This window comes from Erwinia sp. AK-PDG3-5, assembly GCF_056821705.1.
This window is the reverse complement of sequence record NZ_CM165967.1, coordinates 1,077,067-1,096,098: the sequence shown is the minus strand read 5'-3', so window position 1 is coordinate 1,096,098 and position 19,032 is coordinate 1,077,067. Positions and strand designations below refer to the sequence as shown.

19 protein-coding genes are annotated in these 19,032 nt (G+C 57.2%); 3 read left to right on the top strand and 16 right to left on the bottom strand.

Features of this window, described 5'->3' with window-relative positions; genetic code table 11:
- Window positions 1-15 precede the first annotated feature (15 nt).
- Window positions 16-1,317 carry a purine-cytosine permease family protein gene (locus tag AC1UKS_RS04995; protein ID WP_482436000.1) on the top strand — a complete coding sequence of 434 codons (1,302 nt, stop codon included), beginning with the start codon at window positions 16-18 and terminating at the stop codon, window positions 1,315-1,317.
- Window positions 1,318-1,468: 151 nt separating this feature from the next.
- Here the strand turns inward: AC1UKS_RS04995 and rpoS are convergent, their stop codons facing one another.
- The 13 genes from rpoS to cysG all read right to left on the bottom strand — a co-directional run bounded on the left by rpoS (window position 1,469) and on the right by cysG (window position 12,860).
- Window positions 1,469-2,461 carry an RNA polymerase sigma factor RpoS gene (gene rpoS / locus AC1UKS_RS04990; protein ID WP_013203537.1) on the bottom strand — a complete coding sequence of 331 codons (993 nt, stop codon included), beginning with the start codon at window positions 2,459-2,461 and terminating at the stop codon, window positions 1,469-1,471.
- 54 nt (window positions 2,462-2,515) lie between these two features.
- Complete coding sequence (gene nlpD / locus AC1UKS_RS04985) at window positions 2,516-3,682, bottom strand: murein hydrolase activator NlpD (protein ID WP_265908667.1); 1,167 nt, start codon at window positions 3,680-3,682, stop codon at window positions 2,516-2,518.
- 143 nt (window positions 3,683-3,825) lie between these two features.
- Window positions 3,826-4,452 carry a protein-L-isoaspartate(D-aspartate) O-methyltransferase gene (locus tag AC1UKS_RS04980; protein WP_013203539.1) on the bottom strand — a complete coding sequence of 209 codons (627 nt, stop codon included), beginning with the start codon at window positions 4,450-4,452 and terminating at the stop codon, window positions 3,826-3,828.
- On the bottom strand, window positions 4,446-5,207 hold the full coding sequence (gene surE, locus AC1UKS_RS04975; RefSeq protein ID WP_482436884.1) for a 5'/3'-nucleotidase SurE: 762 nt from the start codon (window positions 5,205-5,207) through the stop codon (window positions 4,446-4,448). The genes AC1UKS_RS04980 and surE overlap by 7 nt, the downstream gene beginning before the upstream one ends.
- The gene (gene truD, locus AC1UKS_RS04970; RefSeq protein ID WP_482435999.1) at window positions 5,188-6,234 is read right to left on the bottom strand and encodes a tRNA pseudouridine(13) synthase TruD; all 1,047 of its coding nucleotides are present in this window, start codon (window positions 6,232-6,234) and stop codon (window positions 5,188-5,190) included. The genes surE and truD overlap by 20 nt, the downstream gene beginning before the upstream one ends.
- On the bottom strand, window positions 6,234-6,713 hold the full coding sequence (gene ispF / locus AC1UKS_RS04965; protein WP_265908664.1) for a 2-C-methyl-D-erythritol 2,4-cyclodiphosphate synthase: 480 nt from the start codon (window positions 6,711-6,713) through the stop codon (window positions 6,234-6,236). Before ispF ends, truD begins: the two co-directional genes overlap by 1 nt.
- Window positions 6,713-7,423 (bottom strand): 2-C-methyl-D-erythritol 4-phosphate cytidylyltransferase, encoded by a 711-nt coding sequence (gene ispD, locus AC1UKS_RS04960; RefSeq protein ID WP_265908742.1) that lies wholly within the window; start codon window positions 7,421-7,423, stop codon window positions 6,713-6,715. The genes ispF and ispD overlap by 1 nt, the downstream gene beginning before the upstream one ends.
- A gap of 9 nt (window positions 7,424-7,432) precedes the next feature.
- On the bottom strand, window positions 7,433-7,753 hold the full coding sequence (ftsB, locus tag AC1UKS_RS04955; protein ID WP_013203544.1) for a cell division protein FtsB: 321 nt from the start codon (window positions 7,751-7,753) through the stop codon (window positions 7,433-7,435).
- Between the two features lie 203 nt (window positions 7,754-7,956).
- Complete coding sequence (locus tag AC1UKS_RS04950; RefSeq protein ID WP_265908662.1) at window positions 7,957-8,277, bottom strand: DUF3561 family protein; 321 nt, start codon at window positions 8,275-8,277, stop codon at window positions 7,957-7,959.
- 204 nt (window positions 8,278-8,481) lie between these two features.
- Entirely contained in the window at window positions 8,482-9,090 is a 609-nt protein-coding gene (gene cysC, locus AC1UKS_RS04945; RefSeq protein WP_013203546.1) for an adenylyl-sulfate kinase, read from the bottom strand.
- On the bottom strand, window positions 9,090-10,517 hold the full coding sequence (gene cysN / locus AC1UKS_RS04940) for a sulfate adenylyltransferase subunit CysN (RefSeq protein WP_151036699.1): 1,428 nt from the start codon (window positions 10,515-10,517) through the stop codon (window positions 9,090-9,092). Before cysN ends, cysC begins: the two co-directional genes overlap by 1 nt.
- Window positions 10,518-10,526: 9 nt before the next feature.
- Window positions 10,527-11,435, bottom strand: a complete 909-nt coding sequence (gene cysD, locus AC1UKS_RS04935) for a sulfate adenylyltransferase subunit CysD (RefSeq protein ID WP_013203548.1) — start codon at window positions 11,433-11,435, stop codon at window positions 10,527-10,529.
- Window positions 11,436-11,444: 9 nt separating this feature from the next.
- Window positions 11,445-12,860 (bottom strand): siroheme synthase CysG, encoded by a 1,416-nt coding sequence (gene cysG, locus AC1UKS_RS04930; RefSeq protein WP_482435998.1) that lies wholly within the window; start codon window positions 12,858-12,860, stop codon window positions 11,445-11,447.
- Window positions 12,861-13,115: 255 nt separating this feature from the next.
- On the opposite strand from cysG, the gene AC1UKS_RS04925 reads away from it, so the two are divergent.
- Together AC1UKS_RS04925 and AC1UKS_RS04920 are read left to right on the top strand one after the other, a co-directional pair.
- Entirely contained in the window at window positions 13,116-14,132 is a 1,017-nt protein-coding gene (locus AC1UKS_RS04925; RefSeq protein WP_482435997.1) for an aminopeptidase, read from the top strand.
- A 13-nt stretch (window positions 14,133-14,145) separates the two neighbouring features.
- Entirely contained in the window at window positions 14,146-14,430 is a 285-nt protein-coding gene (locus tag AC1UKS_RS04920; protein ID WP_013203551.1) for a YciI family protein, read from the top strand.
- Window positions 14,431-14,490: 60 nt separating this feature from the next.
- On the opposite strand, the gene cysH is transcribed toward AC1UKS_RS04920, so the two are convergent.
- From cysH to cysJ, 3 genes are read right to left on the bottom strand one after another with little or no spacing between them, the layout of a single operon-like run.
- Window positions 14,491-15,222: a phosphoadenosine phosphosulfate reductase gene (gene cysH / locus AC1UKS_RS04915; RefSeq protein ID WP_013203552.1), complete on the bottom strand. Its 732-nt coding sequence runs from the start codon at window positions 15,220-15,222 to the stop codon at window positions 14,491-14,493.
- 13 nt (window positions 15,223-15,235) lie between these two features.
- The gene (gene cysI / locus AC1UKS_RS04910) at window positions 15,236-16,951 is read right to left on the bottom strand and encodes an assimilatory sulfite reductase (NADPH) hemoprotein subunit (protein WP_013203553.1); all 1,716 of its coding nucleotides are present in this window, start codon (window positions 16,949-16,951) and stop codon (window positions 15,236-15,238) included.
- Window positions 16,951-18,756 carry an NADPH-dependent assimilatory sulfite reductase flavoprotein subunit gene (gene cysJ, locus AC1UKS_RS04905; RefSeq protein ID WP_482435996.1) on the bottom strand — a complete coding sequence of 602 codons (1,806 nt, stop codon included), beginning with the start codon at window positions 18,754-18,756 and terminating at the stop codon, window positions 16,951-16,953. Before cysJ ends, cysI begins: the two co-directional genes overlap by 1 nt.
- Between the last annotated feature and the right edge of the window lie 276 nt (window positions 18,757-19,032).

Here is a 19,032-nt window from a genome sequence, read left to right as displayed (position 1 = left end):
GGGGATCACACCACTATGAGCCAGAAATCATCGCAGTCGCATGAGAGCACGTCAGGATTAGAGCAGGAGTTTGAAAACGCGGCGGTACCGCTTTCCCATCGCCATCCCACCCGTTCGGTCTCTGCGGTGTGGTTTGGTTTTCCGATGATCCTGACCAATGCCGTTTTTGGCGGGATCATGGCGTACAACCTCGGCTTCTGGCATTCGATTATCGCCATTCTGGCCGGCAACCTGGTGCTGTTCGCCTATGTCGGCGCGCTGAGCTATCTGGCGGGCAATACCGGACTGAACTTTGCCATGCAGGCCCGCAAGACCTTCGGCAGCCGTGGCTACATCATTACCTCGGCGTTTCTGTCGACCGTGGTGATCGGCTGGTACGCCTTCCAGACCGGGCTGACTGGCACCATCGTCAACGCCACCTTTGGCTGGAATACCTCGTGGGTGATTGTGCTGGCGACGGTGCTGTATACCGGCGTCACCTTCCTTGGCGTGCGCGCGCTGTCGGCGATCGGCATGATTGCGGCGCCGATGTTTGTCATCCTCGGCCTGGTGGCGCTGTACTTTGTCGCCCAGCATACCGACATCAGCCAGATAACCCGCTATAAAGGCTCCGCCAGCGGCATCAGTATGGGCATTGCGATGACCATGGTGATCGCCGGATTTGCGGATTCAGGCACCATGACCGCCGATTTCACCCGCTGGTCAAAGAACGGCAAATCGGCGGTGGTCGCCACCTTCTCCGCGTTCCCGCTGGCTAACGTTGTTTCGCTGCTTTCGGGCGTGGTGATTGTGTCTGCCGGTGCGGGCATCAATCCGGCACAAAACGGCGGCGATTTCCTGCATCTGCTTACCGGTCACAATCCGGTGCTGGACATGCTGGCGCTGCTGTTCGTCTTTATCAACCTAGGTTCGGTCTGCACCCACTGCCTGTACAACGGCGCGGTCGGTTATGGCCATCTGTTCAAAAGCAAAATGCGTCTGTGGACGGTGATCCTCGGCGTGATTGGCGGACTGCTGGCGGTGATTGGCGTATGGAGCTATTTCCTGAACTGGCTGAGCCTGTTGGGTGTCGCCGTACCGCCGATTGGCGCGGTGATGATAGTCGATCTGCTGTTTATGGGCCATATCGCCAGTTCGCGCCCGGAAACGGCTTACCGCACCAGCGCATTTGCCTGCTGGGCGTTTGGCACCGTCTGCGCCAGCATCGCGCACGTCTGGTTCCCGGATGCCGGTGAAGCCCTGATTGGCATGGTTGCCGGCGGGCTGGCTTACGGCATCGTGCAGTCACGCTCGGCGAAAAAATGGGCCACGGCATAAGCCTGGGGAGAGTCAGCATGCAGGGAGGGGGGGCCGGGCGATCGCCGGGTCCAGCGAGGTGCTGAAGGCGTTAAGTCAGTAAACGACAGGCAATAAAAAAGCGGTGGCTCTCGCCACCGCTTTTCGCATTAACATCGATAAGTGTCCACGATTATTCGCGGAACAGGGCTTCGATACTCAGGCCCTGAGCCTGCAGAATTTCACGCAGACGACGCAGACCTTCAACCTGAATCTGACGGACACGTTCACGGGTCAGACCAATTTCGCGACCCACATCTTCTAACGTGGCCGCTTCATACCCTAACAGGCCGAAACGACGCGCTAACACTTCACGCTGCTTGGCGTTCAGTTCGAACAACCATTTGACGATGCTCTGCTTCATGTCATCGTCCTGGGTGGTATCTTCCGGACCGTTGTCTTTCTCGTCGGCCAGGATATCCAACAGCGCTTTCTCAGAATCACCGCCTAGTGGCGTGTCGACTGATGTAATGCGTTCGTTGAGGCGCAGCATACGGCTGACATCTTCAACGGGTTTATCAAGCTGTTCGGCAATTTCTTCTGCACTCGGCTCATGATCTAACTTGTGGGTCAGCTCACGCGCGGTGCGCAGGTAGACGTTCAGCTCTTTAACGATATGAATAGGCAAACGAATGGTACGGGTTTGGTTCATGATAGCCCGTTCAATCGTCTGGCGAATCCACCAGGTAGCGTAAGTAGAGAAGCGGAACCCTCTTTCAGGGTCAAATTTTTCTACCGCGCGGATTAACCCCAGGTTACCTTCTTCAATCAGATCCAGCAAAGCCAGACCACGATTGCTGTAACGGCGGGCAATCTTCACTACCAAACGCAGGTTGCTTTCGATCATGCGGCGACGAGACGGAACATCACCACGTAATGCGCGACGAGCGAAGAAAACTTCTTCTTCGGCCGTTAGCAGAGGAGAATAACCAATCTCTCCCAGATAGAGCTGCGTCGCGTCCAATACTCGTTGCGTAGCACCTTGTGACAACAGCTCATCTTCAGCTATTTCGTTATCAGCAGGTTCATTTCCGACGAGAGCCTTCTCATCAAAAACCTCAGCTCCGTTTTCGTCGAATTCCGCATCTTCATTTAGATCTTTAACTTTCAGCGTATTCTGGCTCATTTTCGGCTCCTACCCGTGATCCCAAAGCAAAGCACCAGTTGGTGTTCTGCCGGACTATCGCTGCGGTAAATAACGCAGCGGGTTTACGGATTTCCCCTTGTAACGAATTTCAAAATGCAATCTGACCGAACTCGTGCCGGTACTACCCATAGTGGCGATCTTTTGACCCGCTTTAACTTCTTGTTGTTCACGGACCAGCATAGTGTCGTTATGGGCGTATGCACTCAGGTAGTCATCATTATGTTTGATGATAATCAAGTTACCGTAACCGCGAAGCGCGTTACCGGCATACACAACGCGCCCTGAGGCGGTTGAAATGACGGGTTGTCCTCGCGATCCCGCGATATCAATACCTTTATTGCCCCCTTCGGAAGCAGAGAAGTTATCGATGATCTTACCGTCGGTCGGCCAACGCCAGCTTCCTACTGGGGTGCTGCTGTTGGTTGTGCTACTGACGGTCGGAGCGGTAACCGGCGCTGTTGTCGTTGCAACAGTCGTTGTACCGGATGATGGCAACATTTTGCCTTCACTTGGTTTACCTGAATCCTCAGAATACGTAATAACAGGCTGGTGTGCAACAGCCCCGCCCTGGTTTTGTGGCGCAGAAGGCTGGACAGCTACACCGCCAGCAGAGGCATCCGCCGCGGTCACCGCATTACCACCGGTTAAGGTTCCACCGGAGCCGTTACTAACCTGCAACTGCTGGCCCACATTGAGTGCATAAGGTGCGGCAACGTTATTTCGTTGGGCTAAATCACGGAAATCATTGCCGGTGATCCAGGCGATATAGAACAGCGTATCGCCCCTTTTCACCGTATAGGTCTGCCCGCCGTAGCTACCTTTAGGAATATTCCCATAAGAACGGTTGTAGACAATGTGGCCATTCTCGGTGACCACGTTCTCTTGTGGTGCAGCATTGCTGCTGGAAATGTTCTGTGGCGCGCTCACCACATTGGAGGAGTTGGCCGAAATAGAGGCCGGTGGCGCGGTGTACCCGCCGTTGCCGCTATTAGCGCTGCTGAGCACTCCGCTGTTGCTGTTACTGTTACCGCTGCTGGCGTTGGAGCCACCGCTCAACATACCGCCAGAGCCGCCGCCACTGCCGACAGAACTGATAGGGGCTTGTGTGGAGTTATCGCTGGAACAGCCAGCTAACCAAAAACCAACAAGTGAAACGGCCGCAATCCGGCGCAACTTAAACATTGGGCTTCCCGTGCTCATTTATATCCCCCTGAAGGCAAAACTGTGACTACTGCCGCGACGCACCTGGCCCGCATACAGTAATAAAGAGTGAAATTAAGCAGATAGTAACAACATCACAGACCCGGTGCCATTTACAGATGTGTGTAATTGCTAACGATCCGTCAGGCTAAGTCGCCTTTTACCAGCGGCACAAAACGCACTGGCTCAACGATATCGACGATAAACTCACCGCCCTTACGGCGGATGCGCTTCAGTTCCTGATGCTCTTCACCGACCGGCAGTACCAAAATCCCGCCTTCGTCCAACTGCGACATCAGCTCGACAGGAATTTCAGGCGGCGCAGCGGTGACGATGATGGCATCAAACGGCCCGCGTGATGGCCAGCCCTGCCAGCCGTCGCCGTGCCGGGTAGAAACATTATGTAAATCAAGCTGTTTTAACCGTCGCTTGGCCTGCCACTGCAAGCCCTTAATCCGCTCGACGGAGTAAACGTGTTCGACCAGATGTGCCAGGATCGCGGTCTGATAACCCGATCCGGTCCCAATTTCTAACACGCGTGATTCTGGCGTCAGTTCCAGCAGCGCGGTCATTTTCGCCACCATATACGGCTGGGAAATGGTCTGGCCGGAGCCAATCGGCAACGCCATATTCTCCCAGGCCTTGTGCTCAAACGCCTCGTCCACAAAACGCTCACGCGGTACATCTTCAATCGCTTTCAGCAACCGTTCATCGTCAATGCCCTGCTGGCGCAACTGCGCCAGTAGCGTATCAATGCGGCGACTCACCATTCGCGACTGACCTCGACGCTGGACAACCACGACGCCACCACATCCTGCGCGGCATGCGCGGTTAAATCGACGTGCAGCGCGGTGACGGACACATAGCCCTGGTCAACTGCGGCAAAATCGGTGTCCGGGCCCGCATCCAGCTTTTGTCCCGGTGGCCCAATCCAGTACATCATATTGCCGCGCGGATCCTGCTGCGGGATAACCTGATCGCTGGGATGGCGGCTACCACAACGGGTGACGCGAATGCCCTTGATCTCTGACAACGGCACGTCCGGCACGTTGATGTTCAGAATGCGACCGGTGCGTAAAGGTTCGCGCAGCAACGCACGCAGTATAGAACAGGTTACCGCCGCCGCCGTGTCGTAATGCTTATGCCCATCCAGCGACACCGCCAGCGCAGGCAGTCCAAGATGACGCCCTTCCATCGCCGCCGCTACCGTGCCGGAATAAATCACATCATCCCCGAGGTTCGGGCCGGCGTTGATGCCGGACACCACGATATCCGGCTTCGGCTGCATCAGCGCGTTCACGCCCAGATAGACGCAGTCTGTCGGCGTGCCCATCTGCACCGCGATATCGCCGTTGGGATAGGTGAAGGTGCGTAACGGCGTTTCCAGTGACAGCGAATTGGAGGCACCGCTGCGGTTGCGGTCAGGCGCCACCAGCTGCACCTCAGCAAACTCACGCAAGGCCGCAGCCAGCGTCTGAATGCCAGGCGCATGAATACCGTCATCGTTACTCAGCAATATTCGCATCATCACCTTCTTGTAGAAGAACTTCACGCACCAGAGTGGTGGCAAAACTGCCTGCAGGCAGCCAGAAAGTCAGCTCAACGGTCACGTCATCCTGCCAGTCCCAGCGCAGATCGCGCGGTTTCACCAGCACCGCACGACGGGCCGCATCGACTTTCTCACGCTCAAGCAGTGTAATCAATTCTGTCTCAGTCGCCAGGCTTCGTTGCTCAAAGTCCAGCGCATCGTGTAAGGTTCCCCAGGCGCCACTGCCGGGAAGCGGTGCGGTCACGCGCAGTTCGTCGTTATCGACGCGTGTCTGCAACGTTTCCAGTTCCGCCTCTTCCGCCACGAACCAGCTGCCCCGTCCGGTCAGCTGTAGCGCATCGCCAGCCATCACGGTGGTCAGCGATCCCTGCTGCGCTAACCGGTCGCTCGCCACCTGGTTGAACATCGCACTGCGGGCGGCAGAAAACAGGAAGCTGCGCTTGTTACGCTCCTTCACCCGGATCTCGTTGGCTGCCCAGCGGCGTGCCATCAGCAGGTTATTGCCATCATGCCCAAAACGCTGCACGCCAAAATAGTTTGGCACACCGGCGGCGGCAATCTGCTGCAAGCGCTGCTCAACCGCATCACGATCGGAAATCTGACGCAAAAGAAGGGTGAAGGCATTGCCCTGCAGCGCCCCCGTACGCAGTTTACGTCGATGACGGGCACTTTCCAGTACCTCGCAGCCTGGCAGCTCAAAAGCAGAAAAATCTGGCGTCTCTTTGCCGGGAATGCGCAGGCAAATCCACTGCTCGGTGACCGCATGGCGATCTTTCATGCCGGCAAAGCTGACGTCACGCGGGTGAATACCGGCAAACTTCGCCAGCGCTTCCGCGACAAATCGGGTGTTACAGCCGGTTTTGCGGATGCGTACCAGCACCTGCTCGCCATCGCCGTCCGGGCCATAGCCGAGGTCTTCGATGACGATAAAATCTTCCGGGTTGGCTTTCAGCACGCCGGTGGCAGTTGGCTTGCCGTGCAGCCAGCTCAGCTCATCGACCATTACGCGTCCGCCTTGAAGATCAGCGCAACCGCTTCACAGGCAATGCCTTCGCCACGACCGGTAAAGCCCAGCTTTTCGGTGGTAGTGGCTTTGACGTTAACCTCATCCATATGGATACCCAGATCTTCCGCGATGTTGATGCGCATCTGCGGCACATGGGGCAGCATTTTCGGCGCCTGTGCGATGATCGTGACGTCAACGTTGCCTAAGCGGTAGCCTTTTTTCTGGATCTGACGCCAGGCTTCACGCAGCAGTTCGCGGCTGTCCGCGCCTTTATAGGCGGCGTCCGTGTCCGGAAACAGCTTGCCAATATCGCCCAGCGCGGCGGCACCCAGCAACGCATCGGTCAGCGCATGCAGCGCCACGTCACCGTCGGAATGTGCCAGTAACCCTTTTTCATAAGGAATTCGCACGCCGCCAATAATCAGCGGGCCTTCGCCGCCAAATGCGTGAACATCAAAACCGTGGCCGATACGCATTATGCGCTCTCCTTATTCTGTGATTGAGTCAGGTAAAACGCCGCCAGCGCCAAATCTTCCGGCCGCGTTACCTTAATGTTGTCGCTGCGGCCGATCACCAGTTCAGGATGATAGCCACAATACTCCAGCGCCGATGCCTCGTCGGTGATCGTCGCCCCTTCCCTTAACGCCCGTTCAAGACAGGTGCGCAGCAGTTCCAGCGGGAACAGCTGCGGCGTCAGCGCATGCCATAAGGCTTCGCGATCGACGGTATGCGCAATGGCCTCTTTCCCCGCTTCAGCCCGCTTCATGGTGTCACGCACTGGGGCCGCAAGAATGCCGCCCACGCGACTGGTCGCGGTAATAGCCAGTAACCGCGTGAGGTCATCAAGATGCAAACAGGGACGCGCAGCGTCGTGAACCAACACCCAACGTGAGGAAGACGCCGCCTGCAGTCCCGCCAGCACGGAATCAGCACGCTCTTTGCCGCCGTTCACCACCGTGATACGCGGATCGCTGGCCATTGGCAGCGCAGAAAAGAAGGGATCGTCAGGACTGACGGCGACAATAATACGGCTGATGGCTGGGTGCGCCAGCAAACTGTTAAGCGCATGTTCCAGCAGCGTTTTGCCACCGATTGAAAGGTATTGTTTGGGGCACTCTGCCTGCATCCGGCTGCCGATCCCGGCAGCGGGAACCACAGCGATGATGTCCGGAAAGGACCCTGCGATGTTCATGAGTTATCGTTGCTGACTGTTAGAAGCACCCTGCTGCGCGTTTCGTTTATTTTGATCCGGCACAAGGCGATAGAAAGTCTCACCGGGTTTAATCATCCCCAGCTCGTTACGTGCGCGTTCCTCAATTGCTTCAGAACCGCCGTTAAGGTCGTCGATTTCTGCAAACAACTGATCGTTTCGCGCTTTTAGCTTCGCGTTGCCGCCTTGTTGCACCGCAACATCGTCTTTAACACGCGTAAAATCATGTATGCCGTTCTTGCCTAACCAGAGCGAATATTGTAACCAGCCCAGTAGCACAAGTAACAGCAGAGTAAGTTTTCCCATCCCCGCCCCCTGAAAACGGCTCAATCATCCCATAACTTTACATCCGACTCCACTTTCACAGTGATTTAACCGTAGATTGGTGGATCGGTGAGCGTTCCCCGCCCTGAAATCAGGTTTTGCGAGCAAAGTTTTGTAACCGCAGTGGGAATTCTGACATCAAATCCTGCCAGCCGGGCTGGCGAAAGATCCAACAAAGAGACCGGCTACCATCCGGTCAGTAGCGTAAACAGCAGCCAGAACAGACAGACCACCACCACAGCGGTCAGTAAAATGGTCCAAATCAACTGGCCCCGCAGGATCACGTTGGCAACAATGCCGACCAACACCGAGACCGGCAGCAGCGCCAGGAAAAACGGCCAGGTATAAAGAAAGAAAAACAGCGTGTTTGCCCCATACATCACAAAGGGGATTGCCAGCGCGAGCCAGTATGAGGCAAAGCCAACCACACCACCGGGAAATGACCAGGAAGGGTCTTCCTGATCCCGATCGTCTTTGCGGGCGAGCATGGGCGTAACGTTATGCATAAGTATCCTGTTGACGCGAAATACAGCACGCTCTGAGGCGTTTTGCCGGGGCTATCTCAGGGGGTGATGATATCGCGACAACGCAGGAGATCTAACACTTGAACCCGCAATATTGTTACCAATTGTTCGCGGTTTTTCCTACGCAGCAGTAAGAAGCGCCCTGGTCTTTCCAGCGCGCTTCTGTGGCTATTTTTGAGGGCAATATTAACCGGCAATCACACCACGCTGGCGGAGGACATCCAGCGTTTGCGTCAGCAGATGGGCAACGGCCTGTTCGCCGTCGAGATGGATTTCCGCCTGTTCAGGCGCTTCGTACACGCCATCAATACCGGTGAAGTTACGCAACTCTCCGGCACGGGCTTTCTTGTAGAGTCCTTTCGGATCGCGGGCTTCACAGATCGCCAGCGGCGTATCCACAAACACCTCGATAAAGCGCCCTTCTCCCAGCAGCTCCCGTACCATCTGACGTTCTTCACGATGCGGAGAGATAAACGCGCTGAGCACCACCAATCCGGCATCGACCATCAGTTTGGCCACTTCACCAACCCGACGGATATTCTCTTTACGGTCGTCATCACTGAAGCCCAGATCGCGGCACAAACCGTGACGGACATTGTCGCCGTCAAGCAGGTAGGTGCTGACACCCACCTGTTGCAGCGCTTGCTCCACTGCACCGGCCACCGTGGATTTACCCGACCCCGAAAGACCGGTAAACCACAGCAGCACGCCCTGATGGCCATGCTGCTGCTCACGATCTTCACGCGTGACAAAGTGCGAATGCCAGATGACGTTCTCATCGTGTTCTGCGGCCATTATTTGCCGCCCAACAGATCGCGTGCGCCCCAATGTGGGAAGTGACGACGCACCAGCTCGTTCAGCTCCAGCTCGAAGGCGCTGAAGTTGCCCGGATTCTGCACCACGTCTTCCAGCGGCTGACGGATCATCCCGGCGCCGACGGTGACGTTGCTCAGGCGATCGATAATGATCATGCCGCCGGTCACCGGGTTTTGCTGATACTGATCCAGCACCATCGGCTCATCAAAGGTCAGATCGACCAGGCCAATACCGTTCAGCGGCAGGCTTTCCGCATCGTGTTTCGCCAGGCTGTTGATCTCCACCTGATGTTCAATCTTCTCAACACGGGCGCGGGTTTTCTTGCCGGCGATTTTAATGTCAAAGCTCTGGCCAGGCACCAGCGGCTGTTCCGCCATCCATACCACGTCAACCGACGCTGCCTGCACTGGCTTCAGCGTGGCATCGGCCGCCACCAGCAAATCACCGCGGCTGATATCGATTTCGTCTTTCAGCACCAGGGTGATCGCTTCACCGGCCTGCGCTTCCTGCAGGTCACCGTCAAAGGTCACGATGCGGGCAATCGACGATTCAACGCCCGATGGCAGCACCTTGACGCGCTGTCCGACGGTGACGGTGCCGGATGCCAGCGTGCCGGCGTAACCCCGGAAATCCAGGTTAGGACGGTTAACGTACTGCACCGGGAAACGCATCGGCTGCTGCTCAACCACGCGCTGCACCTCAACGGTTTCCAACACGTCCAGCAGCGTTGGGCCGGTGTACCAGCCCATCGCTTCGCTTGGGGAGGCAACGTTCTCACCTTCCAGCGCCGACAACGGCACAAAGCGGATATCGAGATCGGCGGGCAGCTGGCCGGCAAAATCGAGGTAATCCTGTTTGATCTGCTCGAAGGTCGCTTCGCTGTAGTCGACCAGATCCATTTTGTTGATCGCCACGATCAGGTGCTTGATGCCCAGCAGCGTGGAGATAAAGCTGTGACGACGCGTCTGATCCAGCACGCCTTTACGCGCATCGATCAGCAGGATCGCCAGGTCGCAGGTGGATGCGCCGGTGGCCATGTTGCGGGTGTATTGCTCGTGTCCCGGCGTGTCGGCAATGATGAACTTACGCTTCTCGGTGGAGAAATAGCGGTAGGCGACATCAATGGTGATGCCCTGCTCGCGCTCGGCCTGCAGGCCATCCACCAGCAGCGCCAGATCCAGTTTCTCGCCCTGGGTGCCGTGACGCTTGCTGTCGTTATGCAGTGAAGAGAGCTGATCTTCATAAATCTGACGGGTATCATGGAGCAGGCGACCAATCAGCGTGCTCTTGCCATCGTCGACGCTGCCGCAGGTCAGAAAACGCAGCAGGCTTTTATGTTGCTGGGCGTGCAGCCAGGCTTCAACGCCGCCCTGGTCGGCAATTTGTTGTGCAATGACGGTATTCATCTCGGCTCCTTAGAAATAACCCTGGCGTTTTTTCAGCTCCATCGAGCCGGACTGGTCGCGGTCGATCATGCGGCCCTGACGTTCACTGGTGGTGGAAACCAGCATCTCTTCAATGATTTCCGGCAGCGTTTGCGCCTCGGATTCCACCGCGCCGGTCAGCGGCCAGCAGCCGAGGGTACGGAAACGCACCATGCGCTGCTCAATCACTTCGCCAGGTTGCAGATCGATACGGTCGTCATCGATCATCATTAACATGCCATCGCGCTCCAGCACCGGACGCGGTGCGGCCAGGTACAATGGCACGATGTCGATGTTTTCCAGGAAGATGTACTGCCAGATATCCAGCTCGGTCCAGTTGGAGAGCGGGAAGACGCGGATGCTTTCGCCTTTATTGATCTGGCCGTTGTAGTTGTGCCACAGCTCAGGACGCTGATTTTTCGGGTCCCAGCGGTGGAAACGGTCGCGGAACGAGTAGATACGCTCTTTCGCACGGGATTTTTCTTCATCACGACGGGCACCACCGAACGCGGCATCAAAGCCGTACTTGTTCAGCGCCTGCTTCAGGCCTTCGGTCTTCATGATGTCGGTGTGCTTGGCACTGCCGTGAACGAAGGGATTGATGCCCATCGCCACGCCTTCCGGGTTTTTGTGCACCAGCAGCTCGGCACCGATGTTTTTCACCGTGCGGTCGCGGAACTCGTACATTTCACGGAATTTCCAGCCGGTGTCCACGTGCAGTAACGGGAACGGTAACGTGCCCGGATAGAATGCCTTGCGCGCCAGGTGCAGCATCACAGAGGAGTCCTTGCCGATGGAGTACATCATCACCGGGTTGCCAAACTCTGCTGCCACTTCACGGATAATATGAATACTTTCCGCTTCCAGTTGACGCAGGTGAGTCAGTCGTTTTTGATCCATAACCTTTCCTCAAGCCAAATTCACAACGGCGGACTCACGTCCGGCCTGCTGCGCTGAATGTTGAAACCATGCCAGTTGCTGATGCAGGTGAACCACTTCGCCTATCACCAGTAATGCCGGCGTCGGTGCGCGTTGCGCTAATGCTTCTAATTCTTCCAGCGTGCCGGTCAGCACCTGCTGATCCTGACGCGTCCCGCGGCCGATCACCGCCACCGGCGTCTGTGCGTCGCGGCCATGGGCAATCAGCTGCGAGGAGATTTCCCCCGCCTTCATGGTGCCCATATAAATTGCCAGGGTCTGACGTGAGACCGCCAGGGATGCCCAGTCCAGCCCTTCGCCATCGGCGCGGCAATGACCGGTAATAAAGGTGGCGCTCTGCGCATAGTCGCGGTGAGTCAGCGGGATGCCGGCATAGGCGGTCGCACCTGCCGCAGCGGTCACGCCGGGCACAACCTGGAAAGGAATGCCGGCTTCAACCGCCGCCTGCAGCTCTTCGCCGCCGCGGCCAAAGATAAACGGGTCACCGCCTTTAAGGCGCACCACGCGCTTGCCCTGTTTCGCCAGCGACACCAGCATGCGGTTGGTCTCTTCCTGCGGAATGCTGTGCGCATTGGCACGCTTGCCCACGCAGATGCGATCGGCGTCACGGCGTACCAAATCGAGAATTTCATCGCTGACCAGATGGTCATACAGCACCACGTCAGCCTGCTGCATCACCTGTAAGCCGCGCAGGGTCAGCAAACCCGGATCGCCCGGACCGGCACCGACCAGAATGATTTCGCCTTCGCCGGCATCGGGATCGTCAAGCTGTTGATCCAGCGTGCGCTTCGCGCCCTCGATATTGCCGGAGGCCACCTGGCTGGCAAACAGGCCGTTAAAGGCCGCTTCCCAGTAGCGACGACGCTCGGACATTTTGCCGAGCCGCTGCTTCACTTTCGTGCGCCACTGACCGGCAAGCTCCGCCATCTGGCCAAGGTTGGCGGGCAGCAGGGCTTCCAGCTTCTCACGCAGTAACCGCGCCAGCACCGGTGCCGTACCGCTGGACGAGATCGCCACCACCAGCGGGGAGCGGTCAACAATAGAAGGGAAAATAAACGAGCACTTCGGCTGATCGTCCACCACGTTGGCCAGCATCTGACGCTCGGTGGCGTCGTGATAGACGCGGGCATTCAGTTCGCCGTCGTCGGTGGCGGCAATCACCAGGTAAACGCCGTCCAGCAGCGCGTTCTGATACTCCTGGGCTATCCAGCTGACCTCTCCGCTGCTTTCCAGCGCGGTCAGCTCCTCACACAGCGTGCGAGCGGCGATTTGCACCCGGGCACCCGCGCGACGCAGCAAATCAATCTTGCGCGCAGCCACGTCACCGCCACCTACAATCAGCACCGGTTTGTTTCGGATGTCAGCAAAAATCGGAAGATAGTCCACGTCAGCCTTTTCTGTAATTACACAAAGTTAGCGTGACTATACGGCCCTGGCTTAAGCCTTATGAAATTACTAATTGGAATGAGTAGTTACCGAATGGAATAACGATCTGGCATAGCATCAGACAAAATGTGCTTAAGGGATGATATTTAGGGGTTTTCAGAGAGATTGAAATTGTGCAATCGCCGTCACACTTTCATACTAAGCGCGTAAAAATATTTCGCAAGATCGTCACAGGATGACGACTAAGGATCCCGCATGTTTTCCCGACTCCGCCTGCGCGCGCTTGCCGTGTTGCTCAGTTGCGGTGCTATTTTTCCTCTGCAGGCCGCGAGCCAGCCAGGCCATTTTGCTGAACAGCAGCTGCGTCACATTGCCACCTACTTCCCTGGCCGCATGGCCGGCAGTCCCGCCGAGATGCTGACCGCAGATTATCTGCAACATCAGTTCAGCAGCATGGGCTATGAAAGCAATAAACGCGACTTCACCGCCAGCTATCCCTATCGCTTACAGGATGGGCAGATTACGCCACATAAAGTCACCGCCACCACGGTGATTGCCGCCCGCGAAGGCAAGGTGCCGCAGCAGATTGTGATCGTCACCCAAGCCGATACCTTTATGCCGGTCAGCGACAGCGATCGCCAGCACAACCTCGGCGGCCTGACGCTACAGGGAGCCGACGATAATGCTTCCGGCCTTGGCGTAATGCTGGAGCTGGCGCAGCGTCTGAGCAAGGTGCCGCTGCACTACAGCCTGCGCTTCGTGGCGTTAAGCGGTGAAGAGAACGGCCATCAGGGCGAAGCGGATTACCTCGCCCGCCTGAAGCCGGAAGAGAAGAAGAATACGCTGCTGGTGATCAACCTGGACAGCCTGATTGTCGGCGATAAACTTTACTTTGATAGCGGCAGCCACACGCCGGAAGCCGTCGCCCGACAAACCCGCGACCGCGCGCTGGCCATTGCTCGCCAGCACGGGCTGGCGGTCGCCACCCATGGCAAAGCCGTGAAGAACCAGCCGACCGACGATTTGTTCGATAAAGCCGGCATTCCTTTATTAAGCGTGCGCGCCACCAACTGGGAGCTGGGTAATAAAGATGGCCAGCAGCAGCGGGCCATCAGCCGCCACTTCCCGGCGGGCACCACGCGCCATCAGGCTTCGCTGGATAATCTGGCTTATCTGGATCGCTGGCTGCCTGGACGCATTACGCAACGCACCCGAAGCACCGTTAAGATCCTGCTGCCGCTGGTAACCGAGCTGGCGAACCCCAAAACCTGAGAGGAGCTACCGCATGTATATCGTCTATCTGAACTATGTCCGCCCGCTGGAAGAGGTGGAAGCCGTACTGGATCCGCACGTCGCCTGGCTGAACAAGTATTTTGACGCCGGCGTGTTTATCACCGCAGGCCGCAAAGATCCGCGCACCGGTGGCGTGCTGATGGTGAAGGATATCGATCGTGAGCGCCTGAACACCATTCTCGCCGAAGATCCGTTCCAGGCCGTTGCCGAGTATGAAGTGACGAAGGTCAACGTCACCCGCAGCGCGGAGGAATTCCAGTCGCTGGTCGGGATTTAAGCGCAAAAAAAACGCCTGATGGCAGCATCAGGCGTCGATCGTTCATTTCACTCTGCGGCGTTATTCGTGCAGACCGCACTCGCGCTTCAGGCCAAAGAAGCGCGTCTCTTCTTCCGCCATGCCTGGCTCCCATTTGCGGGTGGTGTGCGTATCGCCAACCGACAGATAGCCCTGATCCCACAGCGGGTGATAACCCAGATCGTTATCCTGCAGGTACTGATGCACCTGACGGTTATCCCAGTCGATGATTGGCAGCAGCTTAAAGACGCCACGCTGGATCGCCAGCACCGGCAGATTGGCGCGGCTGCTGGACTGATCGCGACGCAGACCGGCGAACCACGTCTGCGCCTTCAGCTCTTTCATCGCACGGTTCATCGGCTCAACTTTGTTGATGTCGTTGTAGCGTTCAATGCCTTCCACGCCCTGCTCCCACAGCTTGCCGTAACGCGCTTCCTGCCAGGCCGCGCTCTGCTCAGCACGGTAGACTTTCAGGTTGAGCTGCAGCTTGTCGGTCAGATGATCGATAAACTGATAGGTTTCCGGGAACAGGTAGCCGGTATCGGTGAGGATCACCGGAATGCCGGGCTTCGCCTGATTAACCAGATGCAGGCTGACTGCCGCCTGGATACCGAAGCTGGAAGAGAGTACCGCTTCGCCCGGTAAATTTTCCAGCGCCCAGAGCACGCGATCCTGAGCCGACAGTTTCTCCAGCCTGGTGTTCAGCTCCGCCAGCGCCATCACGCGCTTAACCTTCGGTAATTCGTTCAGTTCAGAGAGATCGAGTACAGACATTATCACGCCTCCGTCATGCCCAAAAATCGCGGGCCGGATCAACAACCGGTTTCACCACGCCTGCGCGGATAGTGAAATCACCAAAGCCTTCATCGGCTTCGCGTTCAGTTGACCAGCGACCCAGTAATTCATCAAGGGTAGACAAAATTTCGTCTTCGGTGATGTTTTCACGGTACATCCGTGGGATACGCGTGCCGATGCGGTTACCGCCCAGATGCAGGTTGTAACGGCCCGGCGCCTTGCCCACCAGCCCAATTTCCGCCAGCAGCGCACGGCCACAACCGTTAGGACAGCCGGTTACGCGCAGCACGATGTGCTCATCACCCACGCCGTGTGCGGTCATCAGACCTTCCACCCGGGTGACGAATTCTGGCAGGAAGCGCTCGGCTTCAGCCATCGCCAGCGGACAGGTCGGGAACGACACGCAGGCCATCGAGTTTTCGCGCTGTGCCGTGACGCTTTCCATCAGCCCGTGACTGCGCGCCAGCGCTTCAATTTTCGGCTTATCCGCTTCCGGCACGCCAGCAACAATCAGGTTCTGGTTAGCGGTCAGACGGAAATCGCCCTGGTGAATTTTGGCGATTTCGGCAATACCGGTCTTCAGCGGACGGCCCGGATAATCCAGCAGACGGCCGTTTTCAATAAACAGCGTCAGGTGCCATTTGTCATCGATGCCTTTCACCCAGCCGATGCGATCGCCACGGGTGGTGAATTCGTAGGGACGCGTCGGTTCAAAGGTGATGTCTGCACGACGCTCAACTTCCGCCTTAAAGGTTTCCACGCCGACACGCTCAAGGGTGTACTTGGTTTTGGCGTTTTTACGATCGGTACGGTTACCCCAGTCGCGCTGCGTGGTGACCACGGCTTCCGCAACGGCCAGCGTTTTATCCAGCGGCAGGAAGCCAAACTCGCTGGCGGTACGGGCATAGGTCGCTTTGTTACCGTGATCGATAGACAGACCGCCGCCGACCAACAGGTTAAAGCCGATCAGCTTGCCGTTCTCGGCAATCGCCACGAAGTTCAGGTCGTTGGCGTGCAGATCCACGTCGTTGTGCGGTGGCACCACCACGGTAGTTTTGAATTTACGCGGCAGATAGGTTTCGCCCAGAATCGGCTCTTTATCCGTCGTGGCAACCTTCTCTTTATCCAGCCAGATTTCCGCATAGGCACGGGTCTGCGGCAGCAGATGCTCGGAGAGCTTTTTCGCCCACTCGTAGGCTTCCTGATGCAGTTCCGACTCCACCGGGTTCGAGCTGCACAACACGTTACGGTTGACGTCGTTGGCGGTAGCCAGTGAATCCAACCCCACTTCACTCAGCATCTGGTGAGCGGGCTTCACGTTGCCCTTCAGGATGCCGTGGAACTGGAAGGTCTGGCGGTTGGTCAGACGGATGCTGCCATAAATAGTGTTGTTCTCGGCAAACTTATCGATGCCCAGCCACTGCTTAGGCGTGATGATCCCGCCCGGTAAGCGGCAGCGCAGCATCATCGCGTGGCGCGGTTCCAGCTTCTGCTCGGCACGTTCGGCACGGATATCACGGTCATCCTGCTGATACATGCCGTGGAAACGGATCAGTAAAAAGTTATCGCCGGTAAAGCCGCCGGTCAGACCATTTTGCAGGTCTTCGGTGATGGTACCGCGTAAATAGTTGCTCTCTTTCTTCAGGCGTTCTGCGTCGGTGAGTTTGCCTTCAACCACCAGCGGGCCAGGATGTTTTTCATTGCTCATTAGTAAACGTCTCGCTGATAACGGCGCTCAATGCGCAGCTCACTTAAGAATTCGTCGGCGGTCTCTGTGTCCATGCCACCGTGCTCGGCGACCAGTTCCAGCAAAGCCTGCTCGACATCTTTCGCCATACGGTTGGCATCACCGCAGACATAGATGTGCGCACCCTGTTGGATCCAGTCCCACACTTCCGCCCCTTTGGCGCGGATTTTATCCTGTACATACACTTTCTGCTGCTGGTCACGGGACCAGGCCAGATCGATATTGGTCAGCAGGCCATCCTTCACGTAACGCTGCCACTCTACCTGGTAGAGGAAGTCATCGGTAAAGTGCGGGTTGCCAAAGAACAGCCAGTTTTTGCCGGCGGCGCCGTCCGCATCACGTTGCTGCATAAAGGCGCGGAACGGGGCGATGCCGGTGCCCGGTCCAATCATGATCACCGGCGTTTCCGGGTTGGCCGGTAAACGGAAGTTATCGTTATGCTCAATAAACACCCGCACGTCGCCGTCTTCTTCCAGACGGTCGGCCAGGAAGCTGGACGCCCCACCCGCCCGCGCGCGGCCATCAATGTCGAAGCGGACCGCGCCAACGGTGATATGCACCTCGGTGTCGTTCTCCGCCTGCGATGAAGCAATGGAGTAGAGACGCGGCGTTAGCGGACGCAGCAGCGCAATCAGCTGCTCAGCGGTCAGCTCAACCGGCGCGCCGCGTACCATGTCGACGATTGGCGTGTTCTGCGCGTAGTGCTGCAGCTTGGGCTTTTCGCCGATCAGGCCCAGCAGCGTTTCGTCGCGGCTCAAGGTGCCGTACTGCTCAACGATCTGCGGCGTGTTGACCGTCAGTTCAAAATGCTTTTGCAGCGCCTCGCTCAGGGTCAGCGTCTGGTCATTGATCGTAACGCTCTCATCGCCTGTCAGCCACACCAGCTCGACCAGCTCCTGCACCAGCGCCGGATCGTTTTCGAACCAGACGCCTAACGCATCGCCCGGCTGATAACGCAGGCCCGAGTCGCCCAGATCGATTTCTATGTGGCGAACATCTTTGTCAGAATCGCGGCCGGTAATCTTCTGGTTAACGGCGAAGCTGGCGGTCAGTGGCTCTTCTTTGCTGTAGGGGCTGCTGAACACTTCGTTCACCGAACCTGCGGCAGTCGCGGCCGCTGCTGCCGGTGATTCGGCCGGTACGCGGGCTTTCAGGATGGTAACAATCTGCTTACGCCACTGCTCGGCGTCCGCAGCGTATTCCACATCGGCATCAACCCGGTCCAGCAGGCGTTCACCGCCCATCTCCGCCAGCTTACCGTCAAAGTCTTTCCCGGCCTGGCTGAAGAATTCATATGAAGTATCGCCCAGCCCGAACACGGCAAACGCGGTGTTATCCAGCTTCGGCGCCTTTTTGGACATCAGGAACTTATGCAACGCCACGGCTTCTTCAGGCGGTTCGCCCTCACCCTGGGTCGAGGTCACCACCACCAGCAGTTTTTCCTGGGCGATCTGCTTGAACTTGTAGTCACCGGCGTTAACCAGGTTGACGTTCAGTTTCGCGGCCAGCAGGTCGTCGCGCAGCTGTTCTGCCAGACGGCGGGCGTTGCCGGTTTGCGATGCTGAAAGCAGGGTAATCGCCGGGGCTTCAACCGGTGCCGGTGCGCTGACGGCGGCAGTGCCGGGCGCCTGATTGACCATGCCCCAGAAATAACCGGAGAGCCAGGCCAGCTGAGTCGTGGAGTAATCCCCGGTGGCCGCCTGCAAACGGGCGAGTTGTTCCGGGTTAAGCGGAAGCAGAGAGCTTGGAGGTGCCTGAGTCGTCATTGCGTAGAAGGTTCCAGTATCGGTGGTCCGGGCCGTAAAGACAGCAAGATGAGAGTAGGGTAACGACTAGCATAATAACCATTAAATAAGGGTTGGTAATAATAAATAACCAAAATGACTAAACGGTTTTACGGGTAAAGCATAGTGGCAAAACAGGTTAATTAACTCGCTGATATTTAACAGGTTAGAAGCGCCACCGTTTACAGATAGTGCTCAGAATAAGAAACAGCCGGGAAACGGGTGCGAAAAAAGGCTTTTTCGGGTAGACTTCGGCGG

Coding starts and splice junctions, on each gene's coding strand:
- AC1UKS_RS04995 (WP_482436000.1), top strand. CDS start 16: ATGAGCCAGAAATCATCGCAGTCGCATGAGAGCACGTCAGGATTAGAG.
- rpoS (WP_013203537.1), bottom strand. CDS start 2,461: ATGAGCCAGAATACGCTGAAAGTTAAAGATCTAAATGAAGATGCGGAA.
- nlpD (WP_265908667.1), bottom strand. CDS start 3,682: ATGAGCACGGGAAGCCCAATGTTTAAGTTGCGCCGGATTGCGGCCGTT.
- AC1UKS_RS04980 (WP_013203539.1), bottom strand. CDS start 4,452: ATGGTGAGTCGCCGCATTGATACGCTACTGGCGCAGTTGCGCCAGCAG.
- surE (WP_482436884.1), bottom strand. CDS start 5,207: ATGCGAATATTGCTGAGTAACGATGACGGTATTCATGCGCCTGGCATT.
- truD (WP_482435999.1), bottom strand. CDS start 6,234: ATGGTCGATGAGCTGAGCTGGCTGCACGGCAAGCCAACTGCCACCGGC.
- ispF (WP_265908664.1), bottom strand. CDS start 6,713: ATGCGTATCGGCCACGGTTTTGATGTTCACGCATTTGGCGGCGAAGGC.
- ftsB (WP_013203544.1), bottom strand. CDS start 7,753: ATGGGAAAACTTACTCTGCTGTTACTTGTGCTACTGGGCTGGTTACAA.
- AC1UKS_RS04950 (WP_265908662.1), bottom strand. CDS start 8,277: ATGCATAACGTTACGCCCATGCTCGCCCGCAAAGACGATCGGGATCAG.
- cysC (WP_013203546.1), bottom strand. CDS start 9,090: ATGGCCGCAGAACACGATGAGAACGTCATCTGGCATTCGCACTTTGTC.
- cysN (WP_151036699.1), bottom strand. CDS start 10,517: ATGAATACCGTCATTGCACAACAAATTGCCGACCAGGGCGGCGTTGAA.
- cysD (WP_013203548.1), bottom strand. CDS start 11,435: ATGGATCAAAAACGACTGACTCACCTGCGTCAACTGGAAGCGGAAAGT.
- AC1UKS_RS04925 (WP_482435997.1), top strand. CDS start 13,116: ATGTTTTCCCGACTCCGCCTGCGCGCGCTTGCCGTGTTGCTCAGTTGC.
- AC1UKS_RS04920 (WP_013203551.1), top strand. CDS start 14,146: ATGTATATCGTCTATCTGAACTATGTCCGCCCGCTGGAAGAGGTGGAA.
- cysH (WP_013203552.1), bottom strand. CDS start 15,222: ATGTCTGTACTCGATCTCTCTGAACTGAACGAATTACCGAAGGTTAAG.
- cysI (WP_013203553.1), bottom strand. CDS start 16,951: ATGAGCAATGAAAAACATCCTGGCCCGCTGGTGGTTGAAGGCAAACTC.
- cysJ (WP_482435996.1), bottom strand. CDS start 18,756: ATGACGACTCAGGCACCTCCAAGCTCTCTGCTTCCGCTTAACCCGGAA.